The following is a 16,641-nucleotide window of genomic DNA, read 5'->3' on the forward strand; positions in this document are numbered from 1 at the left end:
AATCCTCCTCACATCGATGCTTGTCATTCACGCGAGCTGGCCAACACGACGCAGCACTTCGGCAACTCTCTCGACGTTGTCCCCAGTGAGGGTTGGCAGTGGCACACTCATAGTGTTGGTTTCGATAATGCCGAGAAGCTGCATGGCCGTCTTGAAAGCGCCCACACCAGCGGCCGGACCGACGACACCCTGCGGTGCGAACGCGATCTCCATCAGCTCGGCAGCCTTGTCTTGTTCGATGCGGACCGTCTCCCAATCCCCCTCACGGTAGGCCTTGTACATGGCGACGTAGCTGGTCGCATCAACGTTAGCCAGCCCAGGCACGACGCCGTCAGCACCTGACATAAAGGCCCCGTCGACGACAACCTCGTGGCCGGTGAACAGGGACAACGGGGAGCCGGCAGCACGGTTAGCCAAGGCGAGACGGCGGAAGGACACGTCGTCGGCCGAGGAGTCCTTGCAGCCTGCGATGACCCCCTCACGTCCCAACTTCATCATGAGGTCGACGGGCACCTTGACGTGCACACACACCGGGATGTCGTAGACGAACAACGGCAGATCGGTGGCCTCGTGCAAAGCGCGGAAGTGGTTCTCGATCTCGGTCGGCCCGGTGATGGCGTAGAACGGAGCGGTAGCGACGACAGCGTCCACCCCAATCTCCTCGGCCTGACCGATGTGACGGATGACGCGCAAGGTCTCGGTGTCAATGACGCCAGCCAGCAGCGGAACCCGACCGTCGATGATCCGCTTGGCCTCGGACAGGACACGTCCACGCATCTCGTCGTCGAAGAAGGCCACCTCGGACGTGGAACCGAGGACGAACAGACCGTCCACCCCTTGCCCGATGAAGCGGTTGATGAGCTTTTCGTAGGAGGCGACGTCCAGGTCACCGTTGGGAGTTAGTGGGGTGACGACCGGGGGAATGACGCCGTGGAACTTCGTGGTCATGGTGTTGTCCTTCGTGTTGTTCGTGGATGTCGTGTCGTTGATGGGTGTCATGCCGTCGCCATGACGTCATGAATGGAGGTGATCATGGCCAACCGCCGCTCGACGGTCGCATCAGCGGGGGTCTGGATCTTGATGCCTTGGTAGGCCTGAAGGCCTCGGGCCGCATCCAGGAAGGAGCCGACGAGATCCGTAGTCAGGAGGCTGGTGGGTTCGTCGTTTCGTAGCGGAAGGTGAGCGTCTCCCCAGGCTGGGCCATATTGGGTGACGTCCGGACCAGCACCCGAGAGCATCACCCCGCCGAGCACACCGGCATCAGCCAGCCGGGCGACCTGACGCGCAGGGCGCCCGGGGTCATGGGACTCGACAACGCTGCGGCCCCAGTTGATCGTCAGGTGCACCCTCGTATCGACCACCGCGGTGATCTCGTCGTCCAGACTGAGGAACTCCTTCTCGCCCGGTCCGACGCCACCAGCCGCGTCACAGTGCTCGACGACGATGACAAGTCCGGCGTCCTCGAAGAGATCAGAAAGCTCGGCCAGCGAGGAGGCGAGTGCCTTCGCGTCGGCCTTGCGGCTGGGGGCGGAATGGACTTCGACCCATCTGACGACCGGGTGTCCGACCATCTCGTGCAAGGCTCGCACATCGTCAATGAGGTTGGTGAACCACTCGAGTGCTCGTTGACGCCCTGGCCCGTCAGGAGAGGCCAGACCAAAGTCCGGATTGCCGGCCAGCTGACCCATGGTTCCCGGAATGGCCGTCACGACGCAGTGGGCGAACCGATCGCGCAGTTGATCGGCGAGCCATCGGGGATCGGCGTCGAGACCGTCCCGGTACGGGATCTCGATACCGTCTACCCAACCGGTCGCGGCTAGGCTTCGGTAAAAGTCCTCCCGCTCAGCAATGGCCCGTGGCATCGCAGCGTATGCGCCAACGATGGTCGGAACAGTCATGATATGTCCTCCTTCTCGCCCGCATCACGAGGCGACGATAGTGCGAGGGTTCCGGGAAACAGCAAGCTCTTCATCGACGTGATCCATCCGGTCGGCGGGACGCACGTGGTCGGGGCGCAACAGCTTCTGCATCCGGAGCGGGAAATTGATGGCGATGAGAATGATGATCACCGCGGTGAATGCGAAGGACAAGATGAACAGGGTCCATCCGAGGCCCCAGCTGGAGGGCAGCACACCGCCGACACCGGTAGCTGGGTCACCTGCCAGGGCAATGCCGAGGACCGGGGCGATAGCCCCTCCAAGAGCTCCGACGTTATATGAGAAGCCCAAGCCAGCAGCGCGCTTCTCGACCGGAAAGTAGTTCGAAATGAACTTTGGTAGCAGACCAGAAATACCCTGTCCGAACATCTGCTGGACAAAGATGAAAACTCCAAGGAGCACGATCCACATCGTCGAGGAGTGCACCATGTCCCGGCTGACGAGGAAGACCGGCAGGACGAGGAACTCCGAGATGAGCAGGGAGACCCAATAGGCCTTGCGGGTTCCGAATCTGTCACCGATGAATCCGGCCATGATGCAGCCCGCTGCCGCGCCAAAAGAAGTGGCGGTTACGAGATTGGACGCGGTGTCGCTCGCCAGGCCCAGGGTTTGGCGATAGTAGGTGGGCAACAGAGCCTGCAAAGGCCAAGAGTAGAGGAAGGCGACAAACACCGTGATCATGACGGCCACACCTGTCGGCCAACGCGATCCCTCAAACTGGACCATGAAGCTCACCATGACGGCCGCGACGACGATCCACAGCAGTACCAACACGAGCCCCGGGACGCCGCTCTTGAACAGGTAAATGACGATTAGGCATCCGAAAGTTGTGAGGGCCAGAATAATGTTAATGATGCTTCGCTTCGGGTTACGTGCGAAGAGCATGGTGAACATGTCAGACTTCTTGACGGCCTCGCCGACAGCGGCGCAAGCGGCCTCCTCCTCGCGCATTTTTACAAAGTCGGCGGCCTCAGGAAGGGCACGACGCAGCCACAGGGCCAAGGCGATCGGAATAATGCCAAGCGCGAAGAGTATTCGCCAGGTATGAGACTCAGCGGAGGTACCACGGGTAAGGTACTCGATGAGGGCATACACCTGAGCCGTCACACCGGCGCCAAGGGAAAATCCGGAAATAAGGAACCCGGAGGCCTTATTCCGCAGACGCACTGGCCAGGACTCAATGACGTAGGTGGCTGAAGAGCCGTACTCACCGGCCATACCCATGCCGATGCAGACACGGGCGACGAAGATAACCCAGAAAGCCGGGGCAATGGCACAGACGACCGATCCACCCGCATAAAGCAGAATCGAGATGACCATGGCCTCCTTGCGGCCGATCCGGTCACCGATAGCTCCCAGCAGCAGTCCGCCGAACCATCGCGCAATAAAAGCAGCGGACACCAGGGTCGCAGTCGCCGCTGGTCCGACGTGAAAGGTCCTGCCGATCTCGGTGAGGACCAGCGTGATCATGACGAAGTCGAATCCGTCCAGCAGATAACCGATCCATGCTGCCCAGAAGGATTTCCACTGCGTGCCAGTCAACTCGTCACGCCATGATTTCCTGGCTGCTATGGCCTCGACGTTGCTCATACGCCCATCTCCATTGATTGGTCGGGTTAACCCGTCGCATTACATTGGACCTTGGATGTCCTATCTCAAGGATGAATCACCAGAATCATGTTGTCAACCTGCCGACGTCTACGTGACGATAACCCCATCACTCCTGATGATCGGGCTCCTGCTCGTCAGTGAGCTCTTCATCCACGTCGACGTCTACAGCATTATCAGACGGCACATCATCGCCACGCAATGCCTGCCAGGCCTCATCGCTCAACTCCCGCAAAAGGGTGTCGGCGTCGTCGGACTCATCCCCAAATCCAAGCCGCTCGGCCGCCATGGCCAACGCATGGAGGCAACGAAACACACCTTGGTTAGGCAGATAGCCCCAATCCACTGGCCCTTCGCCGTCCCACCCAGCGTCTCGGAGCTGCTCAAGGCCAAGGTCACGACCCGTACGGGCATAGGCGTACGCGGCGACATCAGCGGCATCTGTATCGCTCAACAGCGACCCTTCAGCCAGGAGAGCCCAGCACAGGGATGAGGAAGGGTGCTCCTTGACAACCGTAATGAACTCCGCACGTCCACGCTTAGCAAGTTTGCGAATGGCCGGGTCGGGCGGCAACCGCACGCCGTGATCCTGTCCCTCGATCTCAGTGGTCAGATCGGTGTTTTGCTCCTCAGCCATGATCCCAAGCCTAGGGCGAAATGCGCCGCGGCGCTTATTCGGGCCGTCAATAAAGCCCTACGACAATAAACTTGTTTCAGCCAAGGAGAGGATTATCACCATGTGCCGACCCGCCAGATGTGGCATTTGTGGCAAGACGACTTGGGCCGGATGTGGCGAGCACATCGCCCACGTCAAGGCCCAGGTGCCGCCCTCGCAGTGGTGCGACGGAACCCACACGACTGCTGAGAAAACTGCGGCCCAGTCACCACATTCGCACTCCTGAAGGTGGCGCTGACTCGCTCATTCGTGGCGCAACCCTGCCCTGACCTACACTTCACTGTGGTGTGTTTGCACCCACCAACCACCCGCGGCCCCGTCGCGGTATCTCCATCCTCGATCTGAACCGGAGTTCTGCATGCCCGTACGCAAGGATCTGCGCAACATTGCCATCGTGGCCCACGTTGACCACGGAAAGACCACTTTGGTCGACGCTATGTTGTGGCAGTCGGGAGCCTTTCGCGAGGGTGCCGAGGTCGAGAAACGCGTTATGGACTCGATGGATCTGGAGCGCGAGAAGGGGATCACGATCCTCGCCAAGAACACCGCTGTCAAGCACGTCATGAGTGACGGCGAGGAAATCACCCTCAACATTATTGACACCCCCGGCCACGCCGACTTTGGTGGCGAGGTGGAACGCGGCCTGGAGATGGTCGATGGCGTCATTCTGCTCGTCGATGCCTCCGAGGGGCCACTGCCGCAGACCCGCTTTGTGCTGCGCAAAGCACTAGCCAAGAAGCTGCCTCTCATCTTGGTGCTCAACAAGGTTGACCGTTCCGACGCCCGTATCGACGAGGTTGTCGAAGAAACCTACGACCTCTTCATGGACCTTTCCGACGACGACGATGCCTCCCTGCTTGACGTCCCGGTGGTCTATGCCTCCGCGAAAGCCGGACGCGCATCCCTCAACAAACCCGGGGATGGCGAGTTACCCGATTCCCCCGACCTACAGCCGCTGTTCGATTGCATCCTCGAGAACATCCCAGCCCCCACCTACGACGAGGGTGGGGTGCTACAGGCCCACGTCACCAACCTCGACGCCTCCCCCTATCTTGGCCGTCTAGCCCTGTGCCGTGTGGTCTCCGGTGAACTCACCAAGGGACAGACGGTGGCCTGGTGCAAGCGCGACGGCTCGGTCCAGAACGTCAAGCTCTCCGAACTGCTCATGACCGAGGCCCTGGAACGCGTCCCCGCTGAGAAAGCTGGTCCCGGCGACATCGTCGCTATCGCTGGTATCCCCGAGATCACCATCGGCGAGACCCTCTCAGATCCCGAGAACCCGATCCCTTTGCCGCTCATCCACGTCGATGAACCGTCGATGTCGATGACGATCGGTATCAATACCTCGCCGCTGTCAGGTCGTTCCGGTGACAAGCTCACCGCTCGTCTCCTCAAGGCTCGTCTCGATCAAGAACTCGTCGGAAACGTGTCGATCAAAGTAGCTGACACCGACCGTCCCGACATGTGGGAAGTGCAAGGCCGCGGCGAATTGCAGCTGGCCGTCCTCGTCGAGCAGATGCGCCGCGAGGGATTCGAACTCACCGTTGGCAAACCGCAGGTCGTCACCAAAACCATTGACGGCAAGCTGCACGAACCTTTCGAGCGCGTCACCATTGATGCCCCAGAAGAGTTCATGGGCCCCGTCACCCAGATGATGGGCCTACGCAAAGGCCAGATGATGCACATGGTCAACCACGGCTCCGGCTGGGTGCGCATGGAGTTCGTCGTCCCAGCCCGTGGCCTTATCGGCTTCCGCACCGAGTTCCTCACCCAGACCCGCGGTCAGGGCATCATGAACCAGATCTTCGAGAACTTCCAGCCCTGGGTAGGCGAATTGCGCACCCGTCAGAGTGGCTCGATGGTCGCCGACCGTCAGGGGGTCGTCACCTCCTACGCCTTGTTCAACTTGCAGGAGCGCGGCACGATGTTCGTCTCGCCGGGCGAGGACACCTACGAGGGCATGGTCGTCGGCGAAAACTCCCGCCCCGACGACATGGACGTCAACCCCACCAAAGAAAAGCACCTCACCAACGTGCGCTCTTCCACCGGCGACGAACTGGAGCGCCTGATCCCGGCGACGAAGCTCTCGATGGAGCAACAACTTGAGTTCTGCCGCGAAAACGAGTGCCTGGAGGTCACCCCAGACGTTGTGCGCATCCGCAAGACCGAACTTAATGCCCACGAGCGGGCCAAAGCCCGCACCCGTGCGAAGCACGGCTGATAGACGCCTCGGTGCTGCAGCTCCCCCTGACTAGGGGTGCTGCAGCATCATCGTCGTATCACGGCGAAACGCCCTGCCACCGCGGACCCGGGGGGAGAGAGCAGAAACCAGGTCAAAAATGCGAGCCACCAGGCGTAGCATTTTCATGTCCACGTCCCGAAAGGTTGTGATCAATGCGATCCTCCCGCGCTGCCAGTCTGGTTGCTGCGCTGGTGATGTCACTGTCTGCTGGGGTCGTCGGCGTCGCGAACGCAGAACCAACGGCCTCGCCCAACCCAAGACAGTTCTCGCCCGCTGTCACCTCCAGCGCGCCCGAAATCCCCGCAAACCCGACGGCCGTTAGCTCCAAGGAAGGCCCTTCTGTTAAGGCCAGTCCCTCCCTCGCCTCAACCTCTTCCCCAACCGAGTCGGAGGCCCCGAGCTCACCGGCGACACCGAAGCCCTCAAAGTCGATTCCGGCTTCCTCAATGTCGTCCAAGCCCGCTGTCGCTCCTCCAGCCACCCTGCCGATCTCGAATACCGGTGCCCACCTAGACCGTCGCTGCATGAAGGGAACCGTTATCTGCGCCTCCAAGAAGCAACGCAAGCTCTGGATGGTGCACAACGGACGCATCCTCATCACCCTTGACGCCCGCTTCGGTCGGGCCAGTGAGCCCACTGCCGAGGGCGTCCATATCATCTACTGGAAAGATAAGAACCACGTCTCCAGTGTCTACGGCTCCCCGATGCCATACTCGATGTTCTTTCACAGGGGCCAGGCCATCCACTACTCTTCGGACTTCTCCCGTCGCGGCTGGAATGGGGCCTCCCATGGCTGCATCAACATCCGCAATATGTCTGGTCTGAAGTGGCTGTGGAACCGCACTCCAACTGGCCGCAAGGTCATCGTATTCAAGTGATGTGACGACGCATGGCCCGGCTCCCATCAGGGAAGCGGACCATCTCGTCTCCTAGACCACGACTGACAATGTCACAGGGGGACTCGTAGCCCCTAGACATGGCACCGGCGCCCCACCACCACGGTGAGGCGCCGATGTGTTTCTTGGTTCGAGGATCAGCCCAGAGCCACCAGGCCCTGACCACCCTGGACGGCGTCACCGACAGCCACCAGGATCCCCTTGACGGTTCCGTCCGCCGGGGCATTGATCTCGGTCTCCATCTTCATGGCCTCGAGGGTCAGGAGCACCTGACCGGCCTTGACGGCATCTCCTTCGGCCACGAGGATCTTGGCAACAGTCCCAGCCAGCGGTGCGGGAACCTCGCCCTCGCCGGCCTTACCGGCGCCGCCACCAGATGCCTTCATCGGGCCGCCGGCGCCGCCGCCAAAGAGGATCGGCGCCATCGGCGCATTGGGGGTCTTATCAACGTCAACGTCAACGTCGTATGCGACGTCATTGACGGTCACCTTGAGCTTCATATCAGTTTCTCCAGGTCAACGAATCGAATGGTTCTGCTGAGCCCTGCGTCCCTGACGGACCCAGGGCTCACTCGGGGCGAAACGGACGGCCTGAACCTTTCCGTCGTTGCCCAGGTAAGCCGAAACGGCGGCGCAGATGGCGGCGAGCACGTCCTCAGGAACGCCCTTGCTCGTCTTCTTGAGCCGGGAAACCTCGGCTTCCAGCGCCGCGAGTCGCTTGTTCAGCGTCTCGATGACGAGTTCATTGTTCTCACTCATCTTGTCCTCCCATCAGCCTTCTTCGCTCAGCAAGGCATGACGCCATGCTTCTTGGCCGGACGGGACTGACGCTTAGTGGCGTAGGTCTCCAGAGCGGCGGTGATCTTGCGACGGGTGTCCGCGGGATCGATCACGTCGTCAACCTGTCCACGGGCGGCAGCCACGTAAGGCGTGTTGAAGGCGTTGCGGTACTCCTCGATCTTCGCGGCACGGGTGGCTGCGGGATCCTCAGAGTCCTTGATCTGGCGACGGAAAATGACGTTGGCAGCGCCATCGGCACCCATCACCGCAATCTCCGCGCTCGGCCAGGCATAGACGGCGTCAGCACCCAGGTCACGGTTGCACATGGCCAGGTAGGAGCCGCCGTAAGCCTTACGCAGCACCACGGTGATCTTCGGGACGGTGGCCTCGGAGTAGGCGTACAGCATCTTCGCGCCGTGGCGGATGATGCCGCCGTACTCCTGCTGGACACCAGGCAGGAAGCCAGGAACGTCAACCAACTGCACCAACGGAATATTGAACGAGTCGCAGAAGGTAATGAACTCGGCAGCCTTGTCCGAAGCATTAATGTCAAGGCAACCCGACATCACCTTCGGCTGGTTGGCCACGATGCCGACGGTACGACCATTGACCCGGGCGAAGGCGGTGATGATGTTGGTCGCCCAACCGGCCTTGACCTCTAGGTAGTCGCCCCAGTCGACGATCTTGGAAATGACGTCGCGGACGTCGTAGCCCTTCTTACCGTCCAGCGGAACGATGTCGCGCAGCTCAGGCTGCGGGGAGACATCGTCATTGGGGTTGGAGATCTGGGCGTCCTCAGTGTTGTTTTGCGGCAGGAAGCTCAGCAACTTCTGCGCGATGAGCACTGCGGCGTCGTCATCTTCGGCCACGAAGTGGATATTGCCCGAGGTGGACATGTGCGCATCCGCACCACCCAGGTCGTCAGCAGTCACCTCCTCACCGGTAACCGATTTGATGACGCCGGGGCCCGTAATGAACATGTGGGCCTTCTTCGTCATGATGATGAAGTCGGTCAGGGCCGGGGAATAGGAGGCGCCACCGGCGCAGGGGCCAGCAATAATGGCGATCTGCGGCACGACGCCTGACAGCTTGACGTTCGCGTAGAACATCTTGCCGTACCCGGACAGCGAGTCGATGCCTTCCTGGATTCGAGCGCCGCCCGAGTCATAGAAGAACAGGAACGGAGTGCCGGTCAGCAGGGACTGCTCCATCGTTTCGACGACCTTCGTCGACTGGGTCTCGCCAGCCGACCCACCCATGACGGTGAAGTCCTGGGACGCGATGTGGACCGGGCGACCATGAATGGTCGCACGACCGGTGACTACGCCGTCGGCGGGAACTTCGGCCTTGTCCATGCCGAAAAGGGTGGTGCGGTGCTTACGGAACGCGCCCACCTCATCGAAGGAATAAGCATCAACGAGGTTGTCGATCCGTTCACGGGCTGTCTGCTTGCCCCTGTCACGCTGCTTTTGCAAGCGATCCTCGCCCCCGCCAAGCTCCACAGCGTGGCGCTCGTCGGCGAGCTGCTCGATCCGGCCGGCCATAGTGTCGGCCAGCTTGATTGGTTTCTTCTCAGCCATAGTTGGCGATCATCCTCACGCAGGCTCGACGGTCACCTGGTGGCTGTTGCCACCGACCGTCACGTTGTAGTTGACCGGTCCAGCGATGCCGGCAGCGCCGGTGCCCTCCTTCTCGGCCTTCAGCTGTGCCTCGGTCATCGCGACGCTCTTCGGGCCCTGTGCGCGTTCCTTGAGGAACTTCGGGGCAACTCCCGGGAACAACGCGTTGGTAAGAACGTCCTCGTCGGAGCCGTCGAAGCCCTCAAGACTCTTGGCCTGCTCGACCAACTGATCCCACTCAGGCTCGAGCAAGTCGGCGGGACGGCAGTCGATCGGCTCCTTGCCGGTCTGCTTCTTGGCCATCTCGACGATCTCAGGATTGAGCTCGCCAATGGGCTTGCCGTAGTAGCCGAGCATGAGGTCGGCAAACTCGGCAGTGAGATTCTTGTACGAACCATTGCCCATCAAGACGTTGAACACCGCCTGGGTTCCCACGATCTGGGACGACGGGGTGACCAGCGGCGGGTAGCCGGCATCCTTACGAACGCGCGGCACCTCCTTCATGACCTCATCCATGCGGTCTCCAGCGCCCTGGGCCTCAAGCTGGGACTCCATGTTGGAGAGCATTCCGCCCGGGATCTGGGACTGGAAGATGTTGGTGTTGACCAGCGTCTTCGACTCGAATTTCTTGTACTTCGGACGCACCTTCTTGAAGTGGTCGCGGATCTTGAGCAGGCGATCCATGTCGAGGCCGGTGGTGTACTCGGTGCCCTCGAGCATCTCGACCAAAGACTCGGTCGGGTTGTGGCCCGGACCGAGCGACATCGACGAGATAGCGGTGTCGACGACGTCGACACCCGCCTCGATGGCCTTCTGCAGGGTGACCAGGGTGACGCCCGTGGTGGAGTGGCAGTGCAGGTTAATCTGCACGTCCGGATGGTTCTCCTTAATGCCCTTGATGATGTCGTAGGCAGGCTGCGGCTTGAGCAGAGCAGCCATGTCCTTGAAGGCGATCGAGTCGGCACCCATGTCGATGAGACGATCGGCCTGCTTCACGAAGCTCTCCGGGGTGTGAATCGGGGAAGTGGTGTAGCAGATAGTGCCCTGGGCGTGCTTGCCGGTCTTCTTGACGGCTGCCATCGCGTGCTCAAGGTTGCGAGGATCGTTCAAAGCGTCGAACACGCGGAATACATCCATGCCGTTCTCGGCCGATTTCTCGACGAACTTGTCGACGACCTCGTCGTTGTAGTGGCGGTAGCCCAAGAGGTTTTGGCCACGCAGCAGCATCTGCAGCCGGGAGTTCGGCAGCAGCTTGCGGAAGGTACGCAGACGCTCCCATGGGTCTTCGTTGAGGAATCGGATGCAGGAATCGAAGGTAGCTCCGCCCCAGCATTCAACGGACCAGAAGCCTGCCGCATCAATGTCAGCACAAGCATCAACCATGTCCTCCATGGCCATGCGAGTGGCAAGCAGGCTCTGATGCGCGTCGCGGAGCACGAGCTCGGTAACGCCAATCTTTCGTGGACTCATGAATCTAATCTTTGCACTGTCCCCGAAGCTTTCACCGACTTGGGGTCAAAGTTCCACACCTTAACAGTGTTCAGCCACGAAGGCGTTCACCTGAGGACACCGAGAAGAGGTACCCAGACGGCGCCACGAGCCTGCCGCCACGGGATCACCTACGCGGATTCACTGACGTCATTTCCCGTCGGAGCCCGGCTCCTTAAGGCGGTCCGAATCGGCACTTTCGCACCGAACGGGACCGCCGTTTTATCCGAGGAAAAACGCATATGTCGAGAGCGTTGCTGCTGATAGTCCGACCCAACCATGGGCCGGACTCCGGCGTGGTTCAGCGTCCGGCCGCCACCTCGGCCCCGAGACGACGGATCTCAGCCAGCACCGAGACGTCCAATTCCTCGTTCGAGACGCCTGCGAGTTTGTGCAGCCCAGCAACGACATCGGTCAGCTCAGCGGCCATCGCCTGGCTGGCGCCGATCTGCTCCTCCACCCGCGGAACGAGATCAGCCACCCCGGCCGATAGCTCCCGTTGGCTGGCCATCTGCTGCCAACTGGTGAGCAGAGCGGTCGGCATCGCCATCAGATCAGCTAGCTCCTGGGTGCGGGACGCGGCGCGATCGGCCAAGCCGCGCACCTCGTCGAGGCGACGGTTCGCCTCCGACATGGCTTCCTCCACAGCCCGAGAAAGGTCATCGATAGCGGGGAGGGCACGTTGCCAACCGTCCACCTCGGCCCACAGCTCGGAAACAAAGCTGCGGGTCGACTCGACCTGGACGTGGGCCACCGCCAGCCGGAAACTCGTGAGATCCGCGCTAGTGGCCATGGCGTCGAGGTCAGCGACTACCCCGTTGACCAGCGGCGCTATCTCGGCGTCCATCCGGCTCCACAGGGTGAGGACGGTCACCAAGGGCCGCAACGACGCCTCAGTGGCTTCACGGGAATCAGTAATGACGTCAGCAGTGCGCTGCGACTCGGTCATCGCCCTACTCAGGGTGCGCGCGGTCCGACCGGCCTTGGACGAGAGGTCGCTTAGCCCGTCGAAGGTCTCCAGCCAGGTCTCGACCAGCTGTCGAGCCCGGTTGACCTGGCTCGAGAGCTGTCCCAAGGTCGTCTCGTCGACCATGCCACGGGAGGCACGGTGCTGCCGCCGACGTACCGACACCTCCTGAACCAACGCCTTGCGCATGAACGTCCCGTAGTCGGGGTATCCGGCCTGTTCGAGGGCCGTCTTGACGGCATCAAGACCACGGCGGGCTCGTTCAGGAGCACCACATCCCTGTTCCCCGGCAATCCACTCGGCGTCACGACCCGCCTGGTAGACAGTCTCGGCCGCCTGAAGCATCTCGGGCACCTGCGGGGTGACGCGCACCGACAGGTAGCCCTCCCCCAACGGCACGACGGTGGCCAGCACCGTGTAGGTGGCACCATCAGCAGCGAGGTTGTGGACGTAGGCGCAAAAAGGTTCCCCCGTTTGGATTGTCGTCCACATGGCGAGGAATGCCGCGCCGGGCATCATCGGGTGACGAATGATGTTATGGGGCGCCCCGATGAGGTCATCCCAGGAGTACCGGGAGATGTCCACGAAAACCGAGTTGGCTTTCTCTATGATTCCCTTGGCATCGGTAGTTGAGAAGAAGATCTCTTCCGGCTCAACGATACGGTTCTCTCCGGTCGGTTCAGGTCGAGACATGGCCCTCCTTGGTCAGTGCGTGTATGTGTGGTCCAAGGAAGTCCTCGTCATCTCACCATGTACATAGTCGCCGCCACCGCCCAACGGCCAGAGGATTTCCCCGTCAGGCGCATAGTGGTCTAAACGGAACCTGCGGTCAACTCCAACCCATTAACACCTCGACCGCAACGAATCTCTCCTGCACAATGGCGGTGTCGGCCGCGAGCGCAGGGCCAGCCGCAAGCGATATGGAAGGCGTGGCACCCCTCGACGCTCCCCGGCCCTTCTTCCGCGCCCCCGGGCCACAGGCAAAGAGCATGAATTCAAAGGGTAGAACGAAGCACTTGGGGCGAACCATATGGACACTTCACTTGACATGAAATCGATTACCACCAAGGAATAGTAATGAGAACAAAAACAACTATAAACTATGCCGTATGCGTCATACTATCCGCTGCTGCCGGAATTGGCGGCACAATATTACCATCACACCGATGACGTGAAAAATCCCAGCCAATCCTCACAACAGAACTGGCTAGGATTCTTCACAAAACAACTCAGGCGCTGACCGAAGTACCCTTCGAACCCAGCTGCTCACAAGCCTCAACAATCCGAGCGGCCATACCAGCCTCAGCCTTCTTGCCCCACGAACGCGGGTCGTACATCTTCTTGTTGCCGACCTCACCGTCAATCTTGAGCATGCCGTCGTAGTTCTTGAACATGTGCTCAACAACCGGACGCGAGAACGCGTACTGAGTATCGGTATCGATGTTCATCTTGATAACGCCATAGGACACCGCGTCGGCGATCTCCTGGGCAGTCGATCCCGACCCACCATGGAAGACCAGATCGAACGGCTTCTCCTTGCCGTACTTCTTGCCGCACTCGTCCTGGATCTCCTTGAGGATTCCCGGGCGCAGCTTGACGTAACCCGGCTTGTACGCACCATGGACGTTCCCGAAGGTCAGGGCGGTGGTGTAGCGGCCCTTCTCACCCAGGCCCAGCACCTCGAGGGTACGCATGCCGTCAGCAACGGTGGTGTACAACTTCTCGTTGATCTCGCCGGTCACACCGTCTTCCTCGCCACCAACAGCGCCGACCTCAATCTCGAGGATGAGCTTGGCCTTCGCGGTGCGCAACAGTAGCTCCTCGGCAATCTGCAAGTTCTCCTCAACCTCGATGGCCGAGCCGTCCCACATATGAGAGTTGAATAGCGGGTCCTGGCCCTTGTCGACGCGCTCCTGCGAGATGGCAATAAGCGGGTTGACGTACTTATCCAGCTTCTCCTTCTGGCAGTGGTCGGTGTGCAAGGCCACGTTGATCGGGTAATTCTTAGCGACGACGTGGGCGTACTCCGCGAGAGCAACCGCACCAGTCACCATGTCCTTCACCGTCTGACCGGAGGTGTACTCCGCGCCACCGGTGGAGATCTGGACGATGCCGTCGGAACCGGCCTCAGTGAACCCCTGCAGAGCAGCGTTGAGGGTCTGGGAGGAGGTCACGTTGATGGCCGGGTACGCGAAGCCCTGTTCCTTCGCGCGGTCAATCATCTCGCCGTAGACCTCAGGTGTTGCGATGGGCATGTTAGGCCTTTCCTATATGAACTCGCGTTGACAAGAGCTATTCTTCCGCAGGCACCCTCCCGATGTCAGTTCCGGCACCCGGCACGCTCATAGGTGCTGCGCAGCGCACATTAGTCGGCGATGCCGGCACCATCCTGTTCCACCCGAACGTGACCACCTGAAGCCGCGGAAATCGCCGCGTCAATGTCAGCTAGCCGACTATCAAGCCAGGACAGTGGAACCTCCCACTGCCTGCCGTCATCGGCATAGACAACCAGACCGGGACCAGAACCAATCGACGAGCCCCCCACCTTGACCGCAGATAAATCATCCCAGCGAACCTCGTCCATAGACGTCGCCACAGGCCCTTCAGACTCGCAGCGCAATGCTCGTCGCAAGAGCAAGCCACGCGAACAGACGATGAGCGCGGGCCCCTCCCCGACGCCGAGAAGATCCTTGCGAGCGGCGTGCAGCCGCAGATTCTGGATGACGAAAAGCACGAGGAATAGCACCACCCATGCCCCGAGCATCCACATCACCGTCGATAACTGGAAGGCGTCGGCCGTCAACGCCCACAACAAACCACCAATGACGACGACAATGAAGGCCTGCACCGCCAGGCGAAATCTCGTCGCATGATGATGAGCAACCCGGGAGGCACTAGGCACTGGATTGAATGCCACAACTAGTCGGAGTGGTTCCTCAGTGGGTTGCGTGCTCATGACACGAGCCTAGAGGGTGACGGTTCTCCCCGATCAGCTAGTGCGTGGCTTTGGACACCACTGCGTCGTCCAGGCGTACATGGCAATCGCGGCAGCCGCGCCAGCATTCATGGAACGCGTTGACCCGTACTGGGTGATAGCCACCAACTGCTCGCACCCTTTGACGACCTCGTCGGTCAGCCCGGGACCTTCCGATCCAAAGACCAAGCAACAGTCCTGCGGCAGCTGGACCGTCTCCAGTGGCACCGATCCAGGCAGATTATCCACTCCGACGGGAGTGACGCCGTGCTCGTCAAGCCAGTGTAGGAAGGAGGGGACGTCAGAGTGGTGGTAAACGTGCAAATACCGGTCAGTCACCATTGCGCCACGTCTATTCCAACGACGCCGCCCCAAGATATGAACGGCCGCGACATTAAAAGCGTTGGCGGTACGCACCACCGACCCGATATTGAAATCATGTTCCCAGTTCTGAATAGCCACATGCAACCGGGAGCGCTGGGCGTCAAGGTCGGCGACGATGGCCTCCATCGTCCAGTAGCGGTACCGATCAATAACATTGCGTCGATCGCCTGAAGCCAACAGCTCAGGATCGAGTCTCGGGTCATCAGGCCACGGTTTCGGCATCGGCCCAACACCTACGACTGTAGTCCCTAACTGGCTGGGAGTCTGCAGCGAAGGGGCATCAGCGAGTTCATCAGCGGACGAGGCACACACGGACCAAAGATAGTCTTGACCCTATGTCGAGTCTCCTCATGACCCTCCCAGCCCTGCTCACCCCAACCTGGATGGACCCTCAGGCCATCATCCAGGGCACCGGTGCTGCTGCTCTGTGGATCGTCGCGCTGATCGCCTTCGCCGAATGCGGACTTGCCGTGTTCTTCATGCCCGGAGACTCTTTGCTTTTTGCTCTGGGAATGTTTGCCGCCGTGGGCGTTAACTCAACCGTCCCTTTGGTCCATTACGGATCTGTGACGACGACCCTCATCATCGTCAACGTAGTCCTCATCATCTGCGCTATCGCAGGAAATATCTGCGGTTACTGGATCGGCTACCTGGTTGGCCCGAAGCTTTTCCGAGAGCGAGAAGGATTCATGGGTAAGGTGTTCTCCCCCAAACATGTGGACACCACCCATGAGTTCTTCCGCAAGCATGGTTCCGTAGCGCTCATCCTGGCCCGTTTCGTACCGATCGTGCGCACCTTCGTCACCATGATTGCCGGCGTGGGACGGATGACGTTTCAGAAATTCATCACCTATACCGCTATCGGCGGCATACTCTGGGTGCTCATCGCTGTCCAGGCTGGTTATTTCCTCGGCCAAATCCCCGTCGTTCGGAACAATTTCGAGGCGGCTCTGCTCCTCATCATCGTGGTGTCAGTGCTGCCGATGGGTGTCGAATGGCTCAAGGCCCGACGCAAGGGTCAGGTCAGCCAGCCACAATCAGCTCGGCGGTCCCGCGTCGAGTGAAAGCCGA

The 16,641-nt window shown here is 60.6% G+C and carries 16 protein-coding genes; 3 read left to right on the forward strand and 13 right to left on the reverse strand.

Annotated features, from left to right (window positions below; genetic code table 11):
- Positions 1 to 27: 27 nt before the first annotated feature.
- The 4 genes from LRP59_RS00070 to LRP59_RS00085 all read right to left on the reverse strand — a co-directional run bounded on the left by LRP59_RS00070 (position 28) and on the right by LRP59_RS00085 (position 4,182).
- Positions 28 to 999, reverse strand: a complete 972-nt coding sequence (locus tag LRP59_RS00070) for a dihydrodipicolinate synthase family protein (protein WP_002514439.1) — start codon at positions 997 to 999, stop codon at positions 28 to 30.
- The gene (locus LRP59_RS00075; RefSeq protein ID WP_002514440.1) at positions 996 to 1,898 is read right to left on the reverse strand and encodes a DUF4862 family protein; all 903 of its coding nucleotides are present in this window, start codon (positions 1,896 to 1,898) and stop codon (positions 996 to 998) included. Before LRP59_RS00075 ends, LRP59_RS00070 begins: the two co-directional genes overlap by 4 nt.
- A 24-nt stretch (positions 1,899 to 1,922) precedes the next feature.
- The gene (locus LRP59_RS00080) at positions 1,923 to 3,527 is read right to left on the reverse strand and encodes an MFS transporter (RefSeq protein WP_148378597.1); all 1,605 of its coding nucleotides are present in this window, start codon (positions 3,525 to 3,527) and stop codon (positions 1,923 to 1,925) included.
- Between the two features lie 127 nt (positions 3,528 to 3,654).
- Positions 3,655 to 4,182, reverse strand: a complete 528-nt coding sequence (locus LRP59_RS00085; protein WP_002514442.1) for a DUF3151 family protein — start codon at positions 4,180 to 4,182, stop codon at positions 3,655 to 3,657.
- A gap of 397 nt (positions 4,183 to 4,579) precedes the next feature.
- Here LRP59_RS00085 and typA point away from each other — a divergent pair, with 397 nt between their 5' ends.
- Complete coding sequence (typA, locus tag LRP59_RS00090; RefSeq protein WP_002514444.1) at positions 4,580 to 6,442, forward strand: translational GTPase TypA; 1,863 nt, start codon at positions 4,580 to 4,582, stop codon at positions 6,440 to 6,442.
- Positions 6,443 to 6,554: 112 nt separating this feature from the next.
- On the opposite strand, the gene LRP59_RS00095 is transcribed toward typA, so the two are convergent.
- A complete protein-coding gene (locus LRP59_RS00095) occupies positions 6,555 to 6,920 on the reverse strand; it encodes a hypothetical protein (protein ID WP_014604219.1) in 366 nt (121 codons plus the stop codon).
- A gap of 67 nt (positions 6,921 to 6,987) precedes the next feature.
- Between LRP59_RS00095 and LRP59_RS00100 the strand changes: the two genes are divergently transcribed.
- Positions 6,988 to 7,341, forward strand: a complete 354-nt coding sequence (locus tag LRP59_RS00100) for a L,D-transpeptidase (protein WP_002520667.1) — start codon at positions 6,988 to 6,990, stop codon at positions 7,339 to 7,341.
- Positions 7,342 to 7,496: 155 nt separating this feature from the next.
- Here the strand turns inward: LRP59_RS00100 and LRP59_RS00105 are convergent, their stop codons facing one another.
- The 8 genes from LRP59_RS00105 to LRP59_RS00140 form a co-directional block, all read right to left on the reverse strand.
- The gene (locus LRP59_RS00105; protein WP_002514448.1) at positions 7,497 to 7,859 is read right to left on the reverse strand and encodes a biotin/lipoyl-containing protein; all 363 of its coding nucleotides are present in this window, start codon (positions 7,857 to 7,859) and stop codon (positions 7,497 to 7,499) included.
- Positions 7,860 to 7,874: 15 nt separating this feature from the next.
- On the reverse strand, positions 7,875 to 8,117 hold the full coding sequence (locus LRP59_RS00110; RefSeq protein ID WP_002514449.1) for a hypothetical protein: 243 nt from the start codon (positions 8,115 to 8,117) through the stop codon (positions 7,875 to 7,877).
- A gap of 26 nt (positions 8,118 to 8,143) precedes the next feature.
- Positions 8,144 to 9,718 carry an acyl-CoA carboxylase subunit beta gene (locus LRP59_RS00115; RefSeq protein WP_002514450.1) on the reverse strand — a complete coding sequence of 525 codons (1,575 nt, stop codon included), beginning with the start codon at positions 9,716 to 9,718 and terminating at the stop codon, positions 8,144 to 8,146.
- A 15-nt stretch (positions 9,719 to 9,733) separates the two neighbouring features.
- Positions 9,734 to 11,227: a methylmalonyl-CoA carboxytransferase subunit 5S gene (locus LRP59_RS00120; RefSeq protein WP_002514451.1), complete on the reverse strand. Its 1,494-nt coding sequence runs from the start codon at positions 11,225 to 11,227 to the stop codon at positions 9,734 to 9,736.
- Positions 11,228 to 11,546: 319 nt separating this feature from the next.
- A complete protein-coding gene (locus LRP59_RS00125) occupies positions 11,547 to 12,905 on the reverse strand; it encodes a hypothetical protein (protein ID WP_002514453.1) in 1,359 nt (452 codons plus the stop codon).
- A gap of 536 nt (positions 12,906 to 13,441) precedes the next feature.
- Positions 13,442 to 14,467: a class II fructose-bisphosphate aldolase gene (gene fbaA / locus LRP59_RS00130; protein ID WP_002514454.1), complete on the reverse strand. Its 1,026-nt coding sequence runs from the start codon at positions 14,465 to 14,467 to the stop codon at positions 13,442 to 13,444.
- Between the two features lie 110 nt (positions 14,468 to 14,577).
- Complete coding sequence (locus tag LRP59_RS00135) at positions 14,578 to 15,060, reverse strand: hypothetical protein (protein ID WP_148378638.1); 483 nt, start codon at positions 15,058 to 15,060, stop codon at positions 14,578 to 14,580.
- 141 nt (positions 15,061 to 15,201) lie between these two features.
- A complete protein-coding gene (locus LRP59_RS00140; RefSeq protein WP_002514456.1) occupies positions 15,202 to 15,792 on the reverse strand; it encodes a TrmH family RNA methyltransferase in 591 nt (196 codons plus the stop codon).
- Between the two features lie 113 nt (positions 15,793 to 15,905).
- Between LRP59_RS00140 and LRP59_RS00145 the strand changes: the two genes are divergently transcribed.
- Positions 15,906 to 16,634 (forward strand): DedA family protein, encoded by a 729-nt coding sequence (locus LRP59_RS00145; protein ID WP_002514457.1) that lies wholly within the window; start codon positions 15,906 to 15,908, stop codon positions 16,632 to 16,634.
- Positions 16,635 to 16,641: the final 7 nt, after the last annotated feature.

Source organism: Cutibacterium sp. 37298 (assembly GCF_023838685.1).
In the GTDB taxonomy this organism is placed as follows: Bacteria; Actinomycetota; Actinomycetes; order Propionibacteriales; family Propionibacteriaceae; genus Cutibacterium; species Cutibacterium acnes.